Annotated in this window: 13 protein-coding genes; 7 read left to right on the top strand and 6 right to left on the bottom strand. The window is 63.5% G+C overall.

Annotated features, from left to right (window positions below; translation table 11 throughout):
- Window positions 1-428 precede the first annotated feature (428 nt).
- From P3T20_RS03420 to P3T20_RS03390, 7 genes are all read left to right on the top strand, one after another.
- Window positions 429-1994 carry a phospholipase D-like domain-containing protein gene (locus P3T20_RS03420; protein WP_429286053.1) on the top strand — a complete coding sequence of 522 codons (1566 nt, stop codon included), beginning with the start codon at window positions 429-431 and terminating at the stop codon, window positions 1992-1994.
- Complete coding sequence (locus P3T20_RS03415) at window positions 1982-2434, top strand: phospholipase D-like domain-containing protein (protein ID WP_429286052.1); 453 nt, start codon at window positions 1982-1984, stop codon at window positions 2432-2434. Before P3T20_RS03420 ends, P3T20_RS03415 begins: the two co-directional genes overlap by 13 nt.
- 3 nt (window positions 2435-2437) lie before the next feature.
- Window positions 2438-3718 carry an SEL1-like repeat protein gene (locus P3T20_RS03410; protein ID WP_254368922.1) on the top strand — a complete coding sequence of 427 codons (1281 nt, stop codon included), beginning with the start codon at window positions 2438-2440 and terminating at the stop codon, window positions 3716-3718.
- Window positions 3719-3859: 141 nt separating this feature from the next.
- Window positions 3860-4492 (top strand): hypothetical protein, encoded by a 633-nt coding sequence (locus P3T20_RS03405; RefSeq protein ID WP_429286051.1) that lies wholly within the window; start codon window positions 3860-3862, stop codon window positions 4490-4492.
- 646 nt (window positions 4493-5138) lie between these two features.
- A complete protein-coding gene (aepX, locus tag P3T20_RS03400; protein WP_429286050.1) occupies window positions 5139-6845 on the top strand; it encodes a phosphoenolpyruvate mutase in 1707 nt (568 codons plus the stop codon).
- Window positions 6842-8017, top strand: a complete 1176-nt coding sequence (gene aepY, locus P3T20_RS03395) for a phosphonopyruvate decarboxylase (protein WP_429286049.1) — start codon at window positions 6842-6844, stop codon at window positions 8015-8017. Before aepX ends, aepY begins: the two co-directional genes overlap by 4 nt.
- Window positions 8017-9084 carry a 2-aminoethylphosphonate aminotransferase gene (locus P3T20_RS03390; protein ID WP_429286192.1) on the top strand — a complete coding sequence of 356 codons (1068 nt, stop codon included), beginning with the start codon at window positions 8017-8019 and terminating at the stop codon, window positions 9082-9084. Before aepY ends, P3T20_RS03390 begins: the two co-directional genes overlap by 1 nt.
- Before the next feature lie 21 nt (window positions 9085-9105).
- Here the strand turns inward: P3T20_RS03390 and P3T20_RS03385 are convergent, their stop codons facing one another.
- The 6 genes from P3T20_RS03385 to P3T20_RS03360 all read right to left on the bottom strand — a co-directional run bounded on the left by P3T20_RS03385 (window position 9106) and on the right by P3T20_RS03360 (window position 14826).
- Window positions 9106-9258, bottom strand: a complete 153-nt coding sequence (locus P3T20_RS03385) for a hypothetical protein (RefSeq protein ID WP_167379410.1) — start codon at window positions 9256-9258, stop codon at window positions 9106-9108.
- Between the two features lie 4 nt (window positions 9259-9262).
- On the bottom strand, window positions 9263-9985 hold the full coding sequence (locus P3T20_RS03380; protein ID WP_429286048.1) for a PIG-L deacetylase family protein: 723 nt from the start codon (window positions 9983-9985) through the stop codon (window positions 9263-9265).
- A gap of 203 nt (window positions 9986-10188) precedes the next feature.
- The gene (locus tag P3T20_RS03375; RefSeq protein WP_074266241.1) at window positions 10189-10776 is read right to left on the bottom strand and encodes a nucleotidyltransferase family protein; all 588 of its coding nucleotides are present in this window, start codon (window positions 10774-10776) and stop codon (window positions 10189-10191) included.
- A gap of 88 nt (window positions 10777-10864) precedes the next feature.
- The gene (locus P3T20_RS03370; RefSeq protein ID WP_429286047.1) at window positions 10865-13111 is read right to left on the bottom strand and encodes a xanthine dehydrogenase family protein molybdopterin-binding subunit; all 2247 of its coding nucleotides are present in this window, start codon (window positions 13109-13111) and stop codon (window positions 10865-10867) included.
- Window positions 13108-14109 carry an FAD binding domain-containing protein gene (locus P3T20_RS03365; RefSeq protein ID WP_429286046.1) on the bottom strand — a complete coding sequence of 334 codons (1002 nt, stop codon included), beginning with the start codon at window positions 14107-14109 and terminating at the stop codon, window positions 13108-13110. Before P3T20_RS03365 ends, P3T20_RS03370 begins: the two co-directional genes overlap by 4 nt.
- A gap of 9 nt (window positions 14110-14118) precedes the next feature.
- Window positions 14119-14826 (bottom strand): 2Fe-2S iron-sulfur cluster-binding protein, encoded by a 708-nt coding sequence (locus P3T20_RS03360; protein ID WP_429286045.1) that lies wholly within the window; start codon window positions 14824-14826, stop codon window positions 14119-14121.
- Window positions 14827-14937: the final 111 nt, after the last annotated feature.

The following is a 14937-nucleotide window of genomic DNA, read 5'->3' as shown; positions in this document are numbered from 1 at the left end:
TAACGGCTTCGCCGGGTTTTTGGTGAAGTAGGGGGGAACCCTGGGTTTTTGTTTTTTGTTTTTGTCTGATTAATGCGTTTATTTGTTTTATTGGGGTTTTGGCCTTTCCTTGCGTTCTTATCGGTCTATTAGCGATGCCCCTTTGCGGGGCAGTGCTCTCAACTTAAGCCCCATTGCATCAGGAGAGTTTGTACGCGAGATGGAAATGGGCACGGCTTTTCCGGGTGTCGCTGGATAAGAGCGAAGCCTGCCGAATGGCGCCTCGACTTTCAACGACTGATTTGCAGATTTTTCCGCACGAATCGGGATGGCATGCGGGGTAAAAACCTTCAGGAGCTAAACAAGCTCCGCATCGCGGCCTCCTGATCTTTGCAGTCCTGCTGAATCAGGCGCAACCCGCTGCTCAACCCTGATACGGACGCCTGACCATGAAACAGCAGAGCGCTACCACGCCGCTCGCGCTTTCCTGCACGCGAAGCGCAACGCTCACCTCCCCATGGTTCGTGCAGCGCACCGAATACAACCCCGCGCTGGCCACGTACCTGCCGCTGGTGAATGGCGAGACGGCCTTTGCGGCGGTGTTCGACGCCATACGGAACGCGGAGCACAGCATCGATATCCTGTGCTGGGGTTTCCAGCCGTCCATGTATTTCAGACGGGGCAGCGACGCGGCGGGTTCGCCGTCGATCGGTGAACTGCTCGAATACAAGGGCCTCGAGAAACCTCACATCAGGATCCGGCTGCTGGTCTGGAGCGACGCACTGCACGTGGCGTCCTTCTCGGAAGACATGATGCCAGGCAACCACGGGCCAGTCGGGTTGGCGGGGGCTGCACAGGACGGGCGCACCCGCGCCCAGCGGGAATTCGACCAGCTCTGGTACTGGCGGGCCAACCGGAACAATGTCACGCGGATGTCGGCCGGGACGAGGGCCAATCCGTTCCCCGCAGCGAAATCGGTGGTGACCGCGGCATTGAACGCGTTGCCGGGCGCGCCCAGGCCGCTGGCAAACATTGAATTCGCCACGCGCGATTTCGATCTGAGAGAGCGCGCCGAAATCGCCTGGCGCACGTGGATGAGCGGCCCGCAGGGCGACCCCACGCTGAGAGAGCGGAACACCGCGGCGATGACGGCGGAGCCCTCGCATCACCAGAAGATGGTGCTTGTCGACTACGAGCTTCCCGAGCGGGCCATCGGGTTCGTGATGGGGCACAACACGCTGGACGAATACTGGGACCGGGACGATCACACCTGGCTGCGGCAGGCGCCGCGAATGGGACGCAACGGCCTGCATCCGCGGCAGGACATGTCCGCGAAGGTGACGGGTCCGGTCCTCGAGTACCTGAACGAGAATTTCTGCCAGGCGTGGGACGACGCGACCGGGCAGAACCTGACCCAGGCGCGGGCGGCGCTGGCTTGCCGGCTGAAGCTGCGCGCGGATCACGGTACGCCGGTGATGGCGCAGATCCTTCGCACGCAGTCGCAGCACGGCAAGGACGGCACGAAGGACATCGCTTCGCTGTACCTGCAGGCGGTGAACAACACGACGAGATTCGTGTACATCGAAAACCAGTATTTCCGTTACATGCCGGTGGCCGACAGGCTGCGGGAGAACGTCAACGCGCAGATCAAGGGGGGGCGCAACCCGGCGAAGCATGGTGAGGTCTATCTGTTCGTGGTCACGAACTCGAACGACGACGGCATCGGCCGCGGGACAGTGAGCAGCTACCAGATGCTCGCGGCGCTCGGATATGGCGACCGGATGCCCGGGGTCGAGACACTGGAGAAGAACGACCAGCTTACGCAGCAGGAGCATACGCTGGAGAAGCAGCTTGCTGACGAACAGGCGGCCAGCCAGCGCGCGATGATGCAGGGCGCGGTTTCTCGCAGATGCAGGGGCTCGCGAATTACCTGCAGGGCGGCCAGCTCCGGCAGGCGGAAATCGGGCAGCAGCTGGAGCAGACGAGGCAGGAGAAACGGCGGGTGGCGAGCGTGAGCCCGGACGGCATGACGAAGGAGGGAGAGCTGGTGCCGCCGCAGGATATGCCGGGGATGAAGGTGCTGGTCTGTACCCTGGTCGCACCGGACACGCCTGCAGGCAAGGCGTGGGACTACGTCTATGTCCACCAGAAGCTGATGATCGTCGACGACGTGTTTACGACGCACGGCTCGGCCAATGTCAACCGGCGCAGCATGGAGGTGGATAGCGAACTGAATATCTGCCATGAGCATGGCGGCCTGACGTCTGCGCTGCGCAAACAGATGTGGGCGCTGCATACGAACAATAGGGGGGCTCAGGATGATGTGTCGGAGGCGTACTTGCAGTGGAGTTACATCATTTCCAAGAACACCAAAAGACAGAGCGCAAAGCGGGCTCCGATCGCGTCCCTCGTAGGCTTCCTGCGGACCTCGCCCACACGCACTTACGAGGATTGACTCATGAGACGAGGCATTCTCATCGCCCTGGTGGCGAGTCTTGCCTGCGCCTGTACAAAGGAGAACCCATTGGCTTCACTACCTGACCTGAGCGCCGTGCGCGCGAATCTCGCCTTTACCTGCGTACACGAGGACGACCATCTGCCGCCGCTCGATCCCGATGCGGACCAGTTGTTCAGATACGGCCGCTGGCTGCAGAAGCAGGACGGCCCGAAGGACTTCGACGATATCGCGCGGTATTACCGGATCGCGGCGGCTCACGATCACTACAAGGCCAATACCAACCTTCAGGCGCTGGTGTCGACGGGGCTGGCCGATTCTCCGGATGCACCGAAAGAGACGATCGACCTGGCAGCGCAACTGGTCAAACAGGGTGTGCCGGCCGGCTACTACGACATCGCGCATTACCTCGAACTCGGCTACGGGCTGAAGCAGAACAGCGAGACCGCGTTGCGCTATTTCCGCAAGGCAGCGGACCTGGGCAGTCCGGATGCGCAGTATTACCTCGCGGAGAAACTGTTCCCGGTTGACGCCGCACCTGAGGTTGCGCTGCAGATGTACCGGTGCTCAGCAGACCAGGGACATGGCAAGGCCGCGACCTCTCTGGCGATTGGTCGCGCCGACGACGAGGTCTACGCTGAAGCACTCAGGGCTTTCCAGCAGGGCGTCATGGCGGGAAATCGCCTGGCTGCTTGGGCTCTTGAAAATGGCTTTGCGGTAACTCCAGAAAACCGGGTGCTGTATTACCTAGCTGTTCCGAACGATCCCGAACGCTCGCGCCGCTACAAAGCGATCGGCAAATTCCTCGACAGGAACGAAGGTCTGAACCCGAAAGTCCCCGACGTCGACCAGATCGTGCCACTGCCGCCCGCGAAACTACCGCCGTGGGACGGCACGTTCCAGTGGGAGAAGGAACAGGCCGCAGCCGTGCCGCCGCCGAAGCCGTCCGATGCGCTGGTTGAACGGCTGGCCCGCGAGAAGAACCTCGACCCGGCGACAGGCCTTCGGGTCAGGACCGCGCATGAAAAGGAACTGGAGAGCCGCGTACCGCTGGGCACGCTCGTTCGCCCCGGTGAAGTCTGCCCGCAGGACGGCGTGTGGTGTGTCCGGGGATTCGCTTCGGTCAGCTACGACGCGACCCGCCGTTTCAGGAAAGGCGAGACGATGCCGCCACTCGCCCTGAAGGATCCCCGTCCCATTCCTGGCCTGGACTGGCTGCTCGGCATGCGCGTATACCGCACCAACGAGGAATGGAGCCTCAAGGCTTACCTCGATCATGCATAGGGGATAAATCGACACGAATATAAGCCTACTTCCGCCCTCGATTCCTGACGCAATCAATACTTAGACCACGTTATGTTCAGATATATACCTATTGGCAGATCACGATTTAAGCGCCTGATCTGCTGTATCGCAGTGATTCCAATGGTTGTCTTTGCCCAGAACGCCAGCGCGGACGACGACTGGTGGCAGAACCAGCATGTCCGAACCGACTGGGTCTTTAAAACATTAAAGGATAGCGATGTCGCATCTACGCTCGACCGCGTGTTAAAGGAGCAGGAGCGCTGGGCGAATCTGCCGGAAAATGCACCGACCAAATTCAGTTGTACAAAGCTGGAACTTCCCCCTCCGTCTCCCGCTGCGCTTTCCGCATTCAACCAGGCTTCTATGACGCGCGGGCCCGAAGCGGACAGGGGATATGCGAAAGCGGCATCTCTTGGTTATTGGCGCGCTGCAGCTCGGCTCGTCAACAGTAGTCTTGAGGACGAGTACTGGGAAGGCGCGGTACCGATTGTCGCCTGGCTGCTTGTGCATCATGTCCCGGCCGGATACAACAAGCTCGCAGACGTACTCGAGGCGCGTTCGGGCTACGATGGCGACGCGCCCAGCGACGGCACGCTCGATACGATCGAATCGTTGCGCTGGCGCGCTGCACGCGAAGGCGATCCGGTTGCACAGGCGCAGTTGGCGGATGTCTTTGACAAAATAAAAAAGCCTGCCATCGCGGCGTCATTGCGCGCGTGTGCGACTGAACAGAATCCGGATCTCACGCACTAGGGTAGATTGGCAACGAAGCCGAATTATCCGTAGGTCAGTGCCGCATTTCGCGGGCTCGACGCGCAGCACCGCTTGCACGACCATCGCATCCTTGCAGACTGACGTCTTGTCACATGTCGCCCGCCATCTCAGGGCAGGATGGCTAGCATTCGCTGTCTCTTCCGGATTGAAAATGAATCTGTCCACACAACGACGTCGGACGCGCGAAAGTAAGTGCCGCCCCGGGCAGGGGCATCGCTAATAGACCGATAAGAATGCAAGGAAAGGCCAACACCCTAATAACAAGCGACCCGCGAAAGCGAAAATAAAAAACCGCAATTCCAGATAAACAAAAAAATCAAAACCCTCAGTATGAGAAAAAGAACCCTAAATAATGAAAACAGCAAAAAAAGCCACATTTCCACAAAAATCGCCATATATGGCAACCACAATGGCATCCGCAAAAGCGAAAACAATCCTTATCCGTTATAGTCACTTTTTTTCAGACGCGAGACTGGCCCAGATCACGGTGACACCGCAATGAAACCCGCGAACATCACCCCCAGCCATCGGCAATGAAACCCAAACCCGCGCCGCGAGCAAAGCACATCCAACCCCGCGGCAGGCAAAAAACAGCAAACAGACACCGCAGGAGCACACCCAAACCATGAACGCCCGCGAACCCGCTTTCGTCGCCGCCTCGCGCAGCTCCCGCCTGCGCCAGATGCTCACCAGCACCCAGCTCGAATTCATGATGGAGGCCCATAACGGCCTCTCCGCCCGCATCGTCCGGGAAGCCGGCTTCAAGGCCATCTGGGCCTCCGGTCTCGCCATCTCCGCCCAGTTCGGCGTGCGCGACAACAACGAAGCCAGCTGGACCCAGGTCGTCGATAACCTCGAATTCATGGCCGATGCCAGCGATCTCCCCATCCTCCTCGATGGCGATACCGGCTACGGTAACTTCAATAACGTCCGCCGCCTCGTGCGCAAACTCGAACAACGTGGCATCGCCGGCGTCTGTATCGAAGACAAGCAGTTCCCCAAGACCAATAGCTTCATCAACGGCGAACGTCAGCCGCTCGCCGAAATGGACGAGTTCTGCGGCAAGATCAAGGCCGGTAAAGACTCGCAGACCGATGAGGACTTCTCGATCGTCGCGCGCGTCGAAGCACTGATCGCCGGTTGGGGCATGGATGAAGCGCTGCGCCGCGCCGAAGCCTATCGTCTGGCCGGCGCCGACGCGATCCTGATTCACAGCAAGCTGTCGCGTCCCGACGAAATCCTCGAGTTCGCCCGCGAATGGGCCGGCCGTGGTCCGCTCGTCATCGTGCCGACCAAGTACTACAGCACGCCGACTGAAGTGTTCCGCGAAGCGGGCATCAGCACCGTCATCTGGGCGAACCATCTGATTCGCGCGTCGACCTCGGCTATGCAAGCGGTTGCCAAAGAAATCCACGCCAGCGAAACGCTCGTCGATGTCGAGGACCGCATCGCGTCCGTCAACGAAATCTTCCGTCTGCAGGACGCCGATGAATACTCGGAAGCCGAAAACCGCTATCTGTCGGCTTCGCGCGCGTCGGCTTCGGCCGTCGTGTTGGCCGCCAGCCGTGGTGCCGGTCTCGAAGCCGTGACGGCGGATCGTCCCAAGGTCATGTTGCCGATCGCCGGCAAGCCGCTGTTGCGCTGGCTCGTCGATGCGTTCAAGAAGCAGGGCGTCAACGACATCACCGTGGTCGGCGGCTATCGCGCCGATGCCATCGAAACCGCCGGCATCAAGCTGGTCGTCAACGAACGCCATGCGGAGACCGGCGAACTGGCCTCGCTCGCCTGCGCCGTCGATGCGCTCAAGTCGGATACGGTCATCTCGTACGGCGATCTGCTGTTCCGCAGCTATATCGTGCGCGACCTGGTCGAAAGCGAAGCGCCGTTTAGCGTCGTGGTGGATTCATCACTGACCGAGCCGGTCAACAGCAGCGTGCGCGACTTCGCATGGTGCTCGGCGTCGGACGATCGCGGTCTGTTCGGCAACAAGGTGCTGCTCAAGCGCGTCTCGAGCGAGCTGCAGGGCAACGCGACTTCGAGCGACGTCAAGCAGCCGGACGGCCGCTGGGTTGGTCTCTTGAACGTGCGCGGCGAAGGACGCGAGCGTCTGCACGCGGTGCTGACCACGTTGCGTGCTCGTCCGGATTTCGACAAGCTCGATATGCCCGCGCTGCTCAACGCGCTGATCGAAGCCGGTGAAGCGATCGAAGTGCAGTACGTGCACGGTCACTGGCGTGGCGTCAACGATCTGGAAGACTTCCGTCGTGCCGGCGATTTCGCGCACTCGCAAACGCCGCTCGCCTCTGGCGCCGCCAGCGGAGAGGCGCAATGATCGAGGCTGCACAGTTTGTCGAGGCGGCGCGCGAGCGTGGCTTCGACTGGTATGCCGGTGTGCCGTGTTCGTATCTGACGCCGTTTATCAACTATGTGCTGCAGGACCCGTCGCTGCATTACGTCTCGGCGGCCAATGAAGGCGACGCGGTCGCGCTGATCGCCGGCGTCACGCTCGGCGCGCAGAACGGCCGGCGCGGCGTCACGATGATGCAGAACTCCGGGCTCGGCAATGCGGTGAGCCCGCTGACGTCGCTGACCTGGACGTTCCGTCTGCCGCAACTGCTGATCGTCACGTGGCGCGGCCAGCCCGGCGTGTCCGACGAGCCGCAGCATGCGCTGATGGGACCGGTCACGCCGGCCATGCTCGATACCATGGAAATTCCGTGGGAGACGTTCCCGACCGAAGCCGACGCCATCGGCCCGGCGCTCGATCGCGCGATTGCTCACATGGACGAGACCGGTCGTCCGTATGCGCTCGTCATGCAGAAGGGCAGCGTAGCGCCGTATGAGCTGAAGCAGGGTGACGGCGCGGCGCGCCGCACGCCGTCCGCGGCACAAGCGCAGTGGCGCGGCGTGGCGGCGGATGCGCTGCCGACGCGCCAGGCCGCGTTGCAGCGCGTGATCGCGCACACGCCGGCTGAATCGACGGTGGTGCTGGCATCCACGGGTTTTTGCGGGCGCGAACTGTATGCGCTCGACGACCGGCCGAACCAGCTGTACATGGTCGGCTCGATGGGCTGCCTGACGCCGTTCGCGCTCGGTCTGGCGCTGACGCGTCCCGACCTGCACGTGGTCGCAGTCGACGGCGACGGCGCCGCGCTGATGCGTATGGGCGTGTTCGCCACCTTGGGTGCATACGGTCCGTCCAATCTGACACACGTCCTGCTCGACAACGGCGCGCACGATTCGACCGGCGGTCAGGCAACGGTGTCTGCGCAGGTGTCGTTCGCGGGCGTCGCGGCCGCGTGCGGTTATGCCTCGGCGGTCGAAAGCGACGATCTGGCCGTGCTCGACGAAGTACTCGCCGCGGCGCCGCTCAAGGGTCCGCGTTTCGTGCGCCTTGCGATCCGCCGCGGCACGCCGGACGGCCTGCCGCGCCCCACCATCACTCCGCCGGATGTGAAGACGCGTCTCATGTGCCATATCGCCACCGCTCAAGGAGCCCAATGATGTTGTTGCTCAATCCCGGCCCCGTGACGTTGACCGAGCGTGTGCGCCAGAGTCTGCTGCAGCCCGATCTCTGTCATCGCGAGAGCGAGTTCTTCGATCTGCAGGAAGAGGCGCGCGAGCGTCTGCTGCAGATCTATCAGCTCGACCCCGCCGAGTGGCAAGCCGTGCTGATGACCGGTTCGGGTACCGCTGCTGTCGAAAGCATGATTGCGGGCCTGGTGCCGGAGAACGGCAAGCTGCTGGTGGTCGAAAACGGTGTGTACGGCGAGCGCATTACGCAGATTGCGAGCCAGTACCGTATCGCGCACGAAGCGCTCAAGCACGACTGGATGCAGGCGCCCGACCTCGAACGGATAGCGGCACGCCTCGCTGCGGGCGAGGGCTTCACGCACGTGGCGGTGATTCATCACGAGACCACCACCGGCCGTCTGAACGATCTGCAGGCGCTGGCCGCGGTGTGCCGCATGCATGGCGTGCGTCTGCTGGTGGATGGCGTCAGCAGTTTCGCCGCCGAGGCAATCGATTTCGCCGACAGCACCATCGCAGCCGTCGCGGCGACCGCCAACAAGTGTCTGCATGGCGTGCCGGGCGCGTCGTTTGTCATTGTCCGGCGCGAGGCCCTGGCTCACGCGGCAAGCCGTACCTACTACCTGGACCTGGCGCGTCTCGCCAAACTGCAGGATCAGCGCAATACGCCGTTCACGCCGTCGGTGCACGCCTACTACGCACTCGTCGAAGCATTACGTGAACTCGAGGACGAAGGCGGCTGGAAGGCACGTCACGCGCGCTATGCGGCGCTTGCCGAGCAGGCGCGTGCAGGTCTGGCTGCGCGCGGGATGGAGAGCGTGCTGCCGCCGGAGCAGTCGTCGGTGGTGTTGCGCGCTTACCGGCTGCCGGCCGGCATCAGCTACCCGCAACTGCACGACGCGCTGAAGGCCCGCGGCTTTGTGATCTACGCAGGCCAGGGCGGCCTCTCGGCGGAACTGTTCCGCATCTCGACGATGGGCAACATCCATCCCGCGGACGTCGACCGTCTGCTGCAAGGCTTTACCGAAATCACGCGTTAAAGCCAGCCCGACTCCGCAGCGTCAAACCGGATCTTTATCCGGCGGCCCTTCGGGCCGCTGCGGCTCGTCGTTGTGATGGCCGGGCGAGGGCGGCGCCAGCGGGTCGCCCTCCGGATCGCGTGTCGGGTCCGCAAGCGGGTCGGGAATCGGGTTGGTATGCATGCGGAAAAACATGACGTCACCTCGCGGGAGAGGAGCGGCGTGCGGGAGCACGGGACACGCTCAACTGCCAGTAGTGTTCGGCGCGAAACACATCTTCGTAACCTTTCGGCCCGAATGCGCGTAGCTGGCTCTCATAAGCATAGACGGCCTCGCGCTTCAGGTACGCCTGACGTTCGGCATCGATCGTGTGTGCGATCGACGGGTGCGCCGGCGTCGCCACAATCCCCCGTAGCGCCAGATCGTCGAGGCGCGCCTCGACCACGCCCGGCTGGCGGCGGTGGATCGCATCCTCGTAGGCAAACCACGTCAGGTGCGACAGCCGCGGCAGGATTTCGATGCAGGCGTCGTAGACCAGCGCGTGATCGGCGTGATGCAGACCGAGCGGCATCACCAGCGTGTTCGCGGTCGAGCGGTAAATGGTTTCTTCAAGCGCGGCCGACAACCTGCTGATCGACGGCGAGTCCAGATACTGGCCGTCGCGAAACGGCATCCTGACCGGGACCGCGTCGAGCAGTTCGAGCGCACGATTGTCTTCCAGTGTGCGCGCATTCACCGATTCCTGCGCGCTCGTAAAGCCGGCCTGCTGGTCCCATTCAGTCTGCATATCCGGCTCGGGCGCCGCGGCGAAGACGGTGCAGACGACGGCGTCGGGATGGGTGGCTAGCAACGCGCCGCAACTAAAGACGGCATCGTCGAAATGGGGCGAGACAACAAAAAGACGCGGGCTGGTTTCGCTCATGGGAGTCGCACTGGATTGTCGGAGGCGAGGCACGCGGCATACCGCGTCTGATGTGACGACGGGAACGCGTCACATCAGCTTAGTCGGTATTGGCGCGCGCTGCGCACAACGTCTGTGCATTCGCAAGGCGTGTGCCTGAGCGCGGCGCCGCCCGGGAGGCGCCGCGCGAGATCGTCTGGGAGGTTGCACGCAGGGTTGTCCGGTCACACGCCGGCGAGATCGTCGGGTGTATCCACGTCGCGCAGGATGCCCGGATCGTCGAGATCCAGACGTGCGACCCGGTTTGCGGCCAGCAGGGCACGGGCGCCGGTGTCGCCGTCGAGTCCGCGCAAGGCTTCGCCGTGCTCCGCGCCGAAACCGACCGGATGCCCGCGTTGGCCTTGATAAAACGGCACGACAATCGATGCTCCGCCGTCGAGCGTGCGCGCTACGGCTTCTACCGTGGCGACAGCAATGCGCGGCATATCGGCCAGCGCGACGATCCACCCTTCCGAGTCGGCGCTCGCTTCGATGCCGGCGGCGAGGCTCGCGCCCATGCCGCGTTCGGCGTCGGCCGAGAACACCACGTCGCAACCGGCCTCATTGAGCATGCGGGCCAGCGCTTCGGATCCTGGCCTCACCACGGCGAGCACGCGGCTGACCACCAGCAGCAGGCGATGCGCGGCTTCATGCGCAACGATGCCGCCGTCCGGCATGCGGGCGAGCAGTTTATTGTGCAGACCGTCCGGATCGAAGCGCGACCCGTAGCCGGCGGCGAGCAGCACGCCGGTTGCGAGCGAGGCATAGGCCATGGGCGGCACCTGGAGAGGAGGATGAGGTCGATTGTGCGGCGCAACCGGCGAGCAGGCAAGCGCGAATGTGGCGGGCGCGCCGGCCCCTTCAAACCTCCACCGGCGGTAACACCTTATCGAGCGTGATCGGCAAATCCCGCACCCGCACGCCAGTGGCGTGATAAACCGCGTTCGCGAGCGCTGCCACCACGCCGGTCAGGCCAATCTCGCCAATCCCCCGCACGCCCAGCGAATTGATATGAGGATCCGGTTCGTTCACGAAGGTGACATCCAGCGCGCCGATGTCCGCATTCACCGGCACGTGATACTCGGCGAGATTCATATTGACGAAGCGTCCATAGCGCTCGTCGAGCAGCGTGTCTTCTTCGAATGCGGCGCTGATGCCCCACACCATGCCGCCCATCATCTGGCTGCGCGCGGTTTTCTCATTGAGGACCCGGCCGACGTCGTACACGCCGACGATGCGCGGCACCCGGATCGTGCCGAGATCCGCATCGACATGGACCTCCGTGAACACCGCCCCGAACGAATGCAGCGAATATTCGCTGCGCTCCTGGCCGGGCTTCACACTTACCACGGCCTCGATTGGCTTGCCGCCGGCGCGCGCGAGAATTGCGGCCGCGGGGTCGCGCAGTGACGGATTCGCGCGGCTGACCACCCAGCCGTCCTGCACGGTCACATCGGACGCATCCATGCCGTGCACCGGAGATGCATTGTCGGCCAGCGCGAGCGAGATCAACTGGTTGCGTACCTGCGTGCAGGCATCGTGCACCGCCGGCGAGACGCTCGCGGCCGATTGCGAGCCGCCCGAACCGGGCGCTTGAGGCAAGCTCGAATCGCCGAGCTCGAAGTGGATTTTTTCGGGCGGAAAGCCGAGCGCGTCGGCGGACACCTGGGTCATCACCGTGTAGGTGCCGGTGCCGAGATCCTGCGTACCCGAGCCGACCATTGCCGTTCCGTCGGGCAGGATGCGCGCAATGGCTGCGGCCGGGCTGCGGTTGGCGGGATACGTGGCGCTCGCCATGCCGAGGCCGATCAACGTATGGCCGGAGCGCATCGAACGGGGTGTCGAAGTACGCCGCGACCAGCCGAATTTTTCCGCGCCAATCTCATAGCATTGGCGCAGTGCCTTGCTCGAAAAAGGCTTGTTCTCCTGCGGATCGACTTCCGCGTAGTTTTTCAGCCGCAATGCGACGGGGTCCATCTTGAGTTTCCACGCGAGTTCGTCCATCGCGGATTCGAGCGCGAACGAGCCTGTGGTTTCGCCTGGCGCGCGCATAAATGTAGGCGTACCAAGGTTCAACTGGACGAGGCGATGCGTCGTCAGCTGATTCGGCACGGCATAGAGCATGCGCGTGACCATGCAGCAGGTCTCGGTCCAGTCTTCGATCGTCGACGTGTTCGAGATGCTGTCGTGGAGCATCGCGGTGAGCGTGCCGTCGGGCCGCGCGGCGAGCAGGAAATGCTGCTCTGTACGCGGTCGCGCGCCGACCGAGCCGAACATCTGCGGGCGCGTCAAGGCGAGGCGCACCGGACGTCCCGTCTGCTTCGCGGCCATCGCGCAGAGCACCACATGCGACCAGGACGAGCCCTTGCCGCCGAAACCGCCGCCGAGGAACGGCGAGGTCACGTGCACGTCATCCGGCGATACGCCGAGCGTTTTCGCCACGGCGGTGCGCGTGCCGCTCACGCCCTGGGTGGAGTCGTACAGCGTCAGTTGCGGGCCATCCCAATGCGCCATGGTGGCGTGCGGCTCCATGGGGTTGTGATGTTCGACCGGTGTCGTGTAGACCTGATCGATGCGCACGCTGCCGGCGGCCACGCCCTCATCGAAGTTGCCGCGTTGCGTGTCGGTCTGGCGGCCCTGCGGGCTGATCGGCGCGTGCATGGTCGCTTTGGCGCGCGTGAAGTTATGCGCGCCAGGCGTCGCCTGATACGTGATGCGCAGTTGCTGTGCGGCGTCGGTGGCGCGCTCCAGCGTGTCGGCCACCACCACGGCGACTGGCTCATTGCTGTAGTGAACCTGGTTGTCCTGCAGCAACGACAGATGACGGCCGGCGGGCGGCGCCAGCGGCGGACGCCCGCCATTGGGCAGGCGCGGCGCGTTCTGATACGTCATCACCAGCAGTACGCCCGGTAGCGATTGCGCGCGGCTCGCATCGATCGAGGCAATGCTGCCGCTCGAGATCGTGCTCGTCACCAGCACTGCGTGCGCGAGGCGCGCTCCGCCAAATTCCGCTGCATAGCGGGCCTCGCCGGTGACTTTCAGCACGCCGTCGGTGCGATCCATCGGCTGACCGACCAGTGGCGCCTTCGTGTTCAGGTTCGTAGTCATGCGACACCTCCCGTCCGGCCCGCGGCCTGATTCACGGCACGCACGATCGAGCGTTGCGCGAGTTGCACCTTGAAGCGGTTGCCGCTGAGCGGCTGCGCCTCGCCCATCGTGGCAGCGGCGGCCGCGCGCAGATTCGCATCCGAGATCGGTTTCCCACTCAGCATCTGCTCCGCGACACTCGCGCGCCACGGCTTATGCGCGACCCCGCCTAAGGCGATATGCGCAGTCCTAACCGTATTGCCATCCATTTGCAAAGCCGCGGCGACCGAAACGAGCGCAAACGCGTAACTCGCGCGGTCGCGCACCTTCAGGTAATGGGAGTGGTCGCTAAAGAGCGGGGGCGGCAAGTCGACCGCCGTGATCAGCTCGCCGGGTTGCAGTGTCGTATCCACTTCCGGACGATCGGCAGGCAGGCGGTGAAACTCCGAGATCGGAATCGTGCGCTCGCCGCGCAGACTGCTCACGCGCACCACGGCATCGAGCGCTACGAGTGCCACGCTCATATCCGACGGGTTCACGGCGACACACTGCGAACTGGCGCCGAGGATCGCATGCGTGCGGTTTTGCCCTTCTATCGAAGCGCAGCCGCTGCCGGGCTGGCGCTTGTTGCATTGGCTAAATGCCGTATCGTAGAAGTAGCCGCAGCGCGTGCGCTGCATCAGATTGCCGCCAACGGTGGCCATATTGCGCAACTGCGGCGAGGCGCCGGCCAGAAACGCTTGTGACAGCAACGGGTACTGCTCGCGTACCAGGGCGTGATTGGCGGCATCGCTGTTACGCACGAGTGCGCCGATGCGCAGGCCGCCGTCGGGCAGCGTGCCGATAGTGTCGAGGCCGCGCAGGTGCGTGATATCGACAAGATGTACGGGTTGCTCCACACCGCCTTTCATCAGATCCAGCAGGTTGGTACCGCCGCCGATAAACATCGTGCCGGGTTGCTGCGCTGCGCGCAGCGCGCCGCTCACGTCCACAGCGCGTTCGTAGGAGATCGCGTCCATGCCGGCCTCCTAGGCGTTGCCCGTGCTGCCGTCATGCACGGCGCGCACGGCGGCGACGATGTTCGCATACGCACCGCAGCGGCAGATGTTGCCGCTCATGCGCTCGCGGATTTCATCGTCGCTGAGTTGGGAGGGGCGCGTGCGGACATCGGCCGTGACGGTGCTGGCGGTACCGTTGCCGAACTCGTTGAGCATGGCAGTGGCCGAGCACAATTGCCCGGGCGTACAGTAGCCGCACTGGAAGGCGTCGTGTTCGATGAAGGCGCGCTGGATCGGACTTAACACGCCATTGCTCGCCAGGCCTTCCACTGTAGTGATGGTTTCGCCATCGTGCATCACGGCAAGTGTCAGGCAAGAGTTGATGCGACGGCCTTCCACCATGACGGTGCACGCGCCGCACTGGCCGCGGTCGCAGCCTTTCTTCGTGCCCATCAACCCGGCGTATTCGCGTAGTGCATCGAGCAGCGTCACGCGCGGCTCGAGTTGCAGCGTATAGGCGCGGCCGTTGACATTGAGCGTGACCGGCTGCGGCGGCTCGGGCGCGCGCGGCGCTTCGGGCGACGGCACGGCGGCAGGTTGGTTCTGGGCATGGACATGCGGCGTAACGCCTACCGTCGCGGCGGCCGCAGCGGATTGCAGGAAGCGGCGGCGCGAAGGTTTATTGGGGGTGGCGTCAGGTTCGTCGTCTGAACCCGGGGGGACTCGATTTCTGGACATAACGTTCTGTTTGCTCCATGAAAGGTCGATGCAAACCCGCGACACGTCGGGAGTTCTATGCGATGCACTGGCGGCGTATAGGAAGTCAGCAATTTCGATGCCGCGGTGGTG

The sequence above is a fragment of the Paraburkholderia sp. GAS206C genome, assembly GCF_050435645.1.
GTDB classification, from domain to species: domain Bacteria; phylum Pseudomonadota; class Gammaproteobacteria; order Burkholderiales; family Burkholderiaceae; genus Paraburkholderia; species Paraburkholderia phenazinium_B.
The sequence above is the reverse complement of the archived record's forward strand: the minus strand, read 5'-3'. Positions and strand labels throughout refer to the sequence as shown.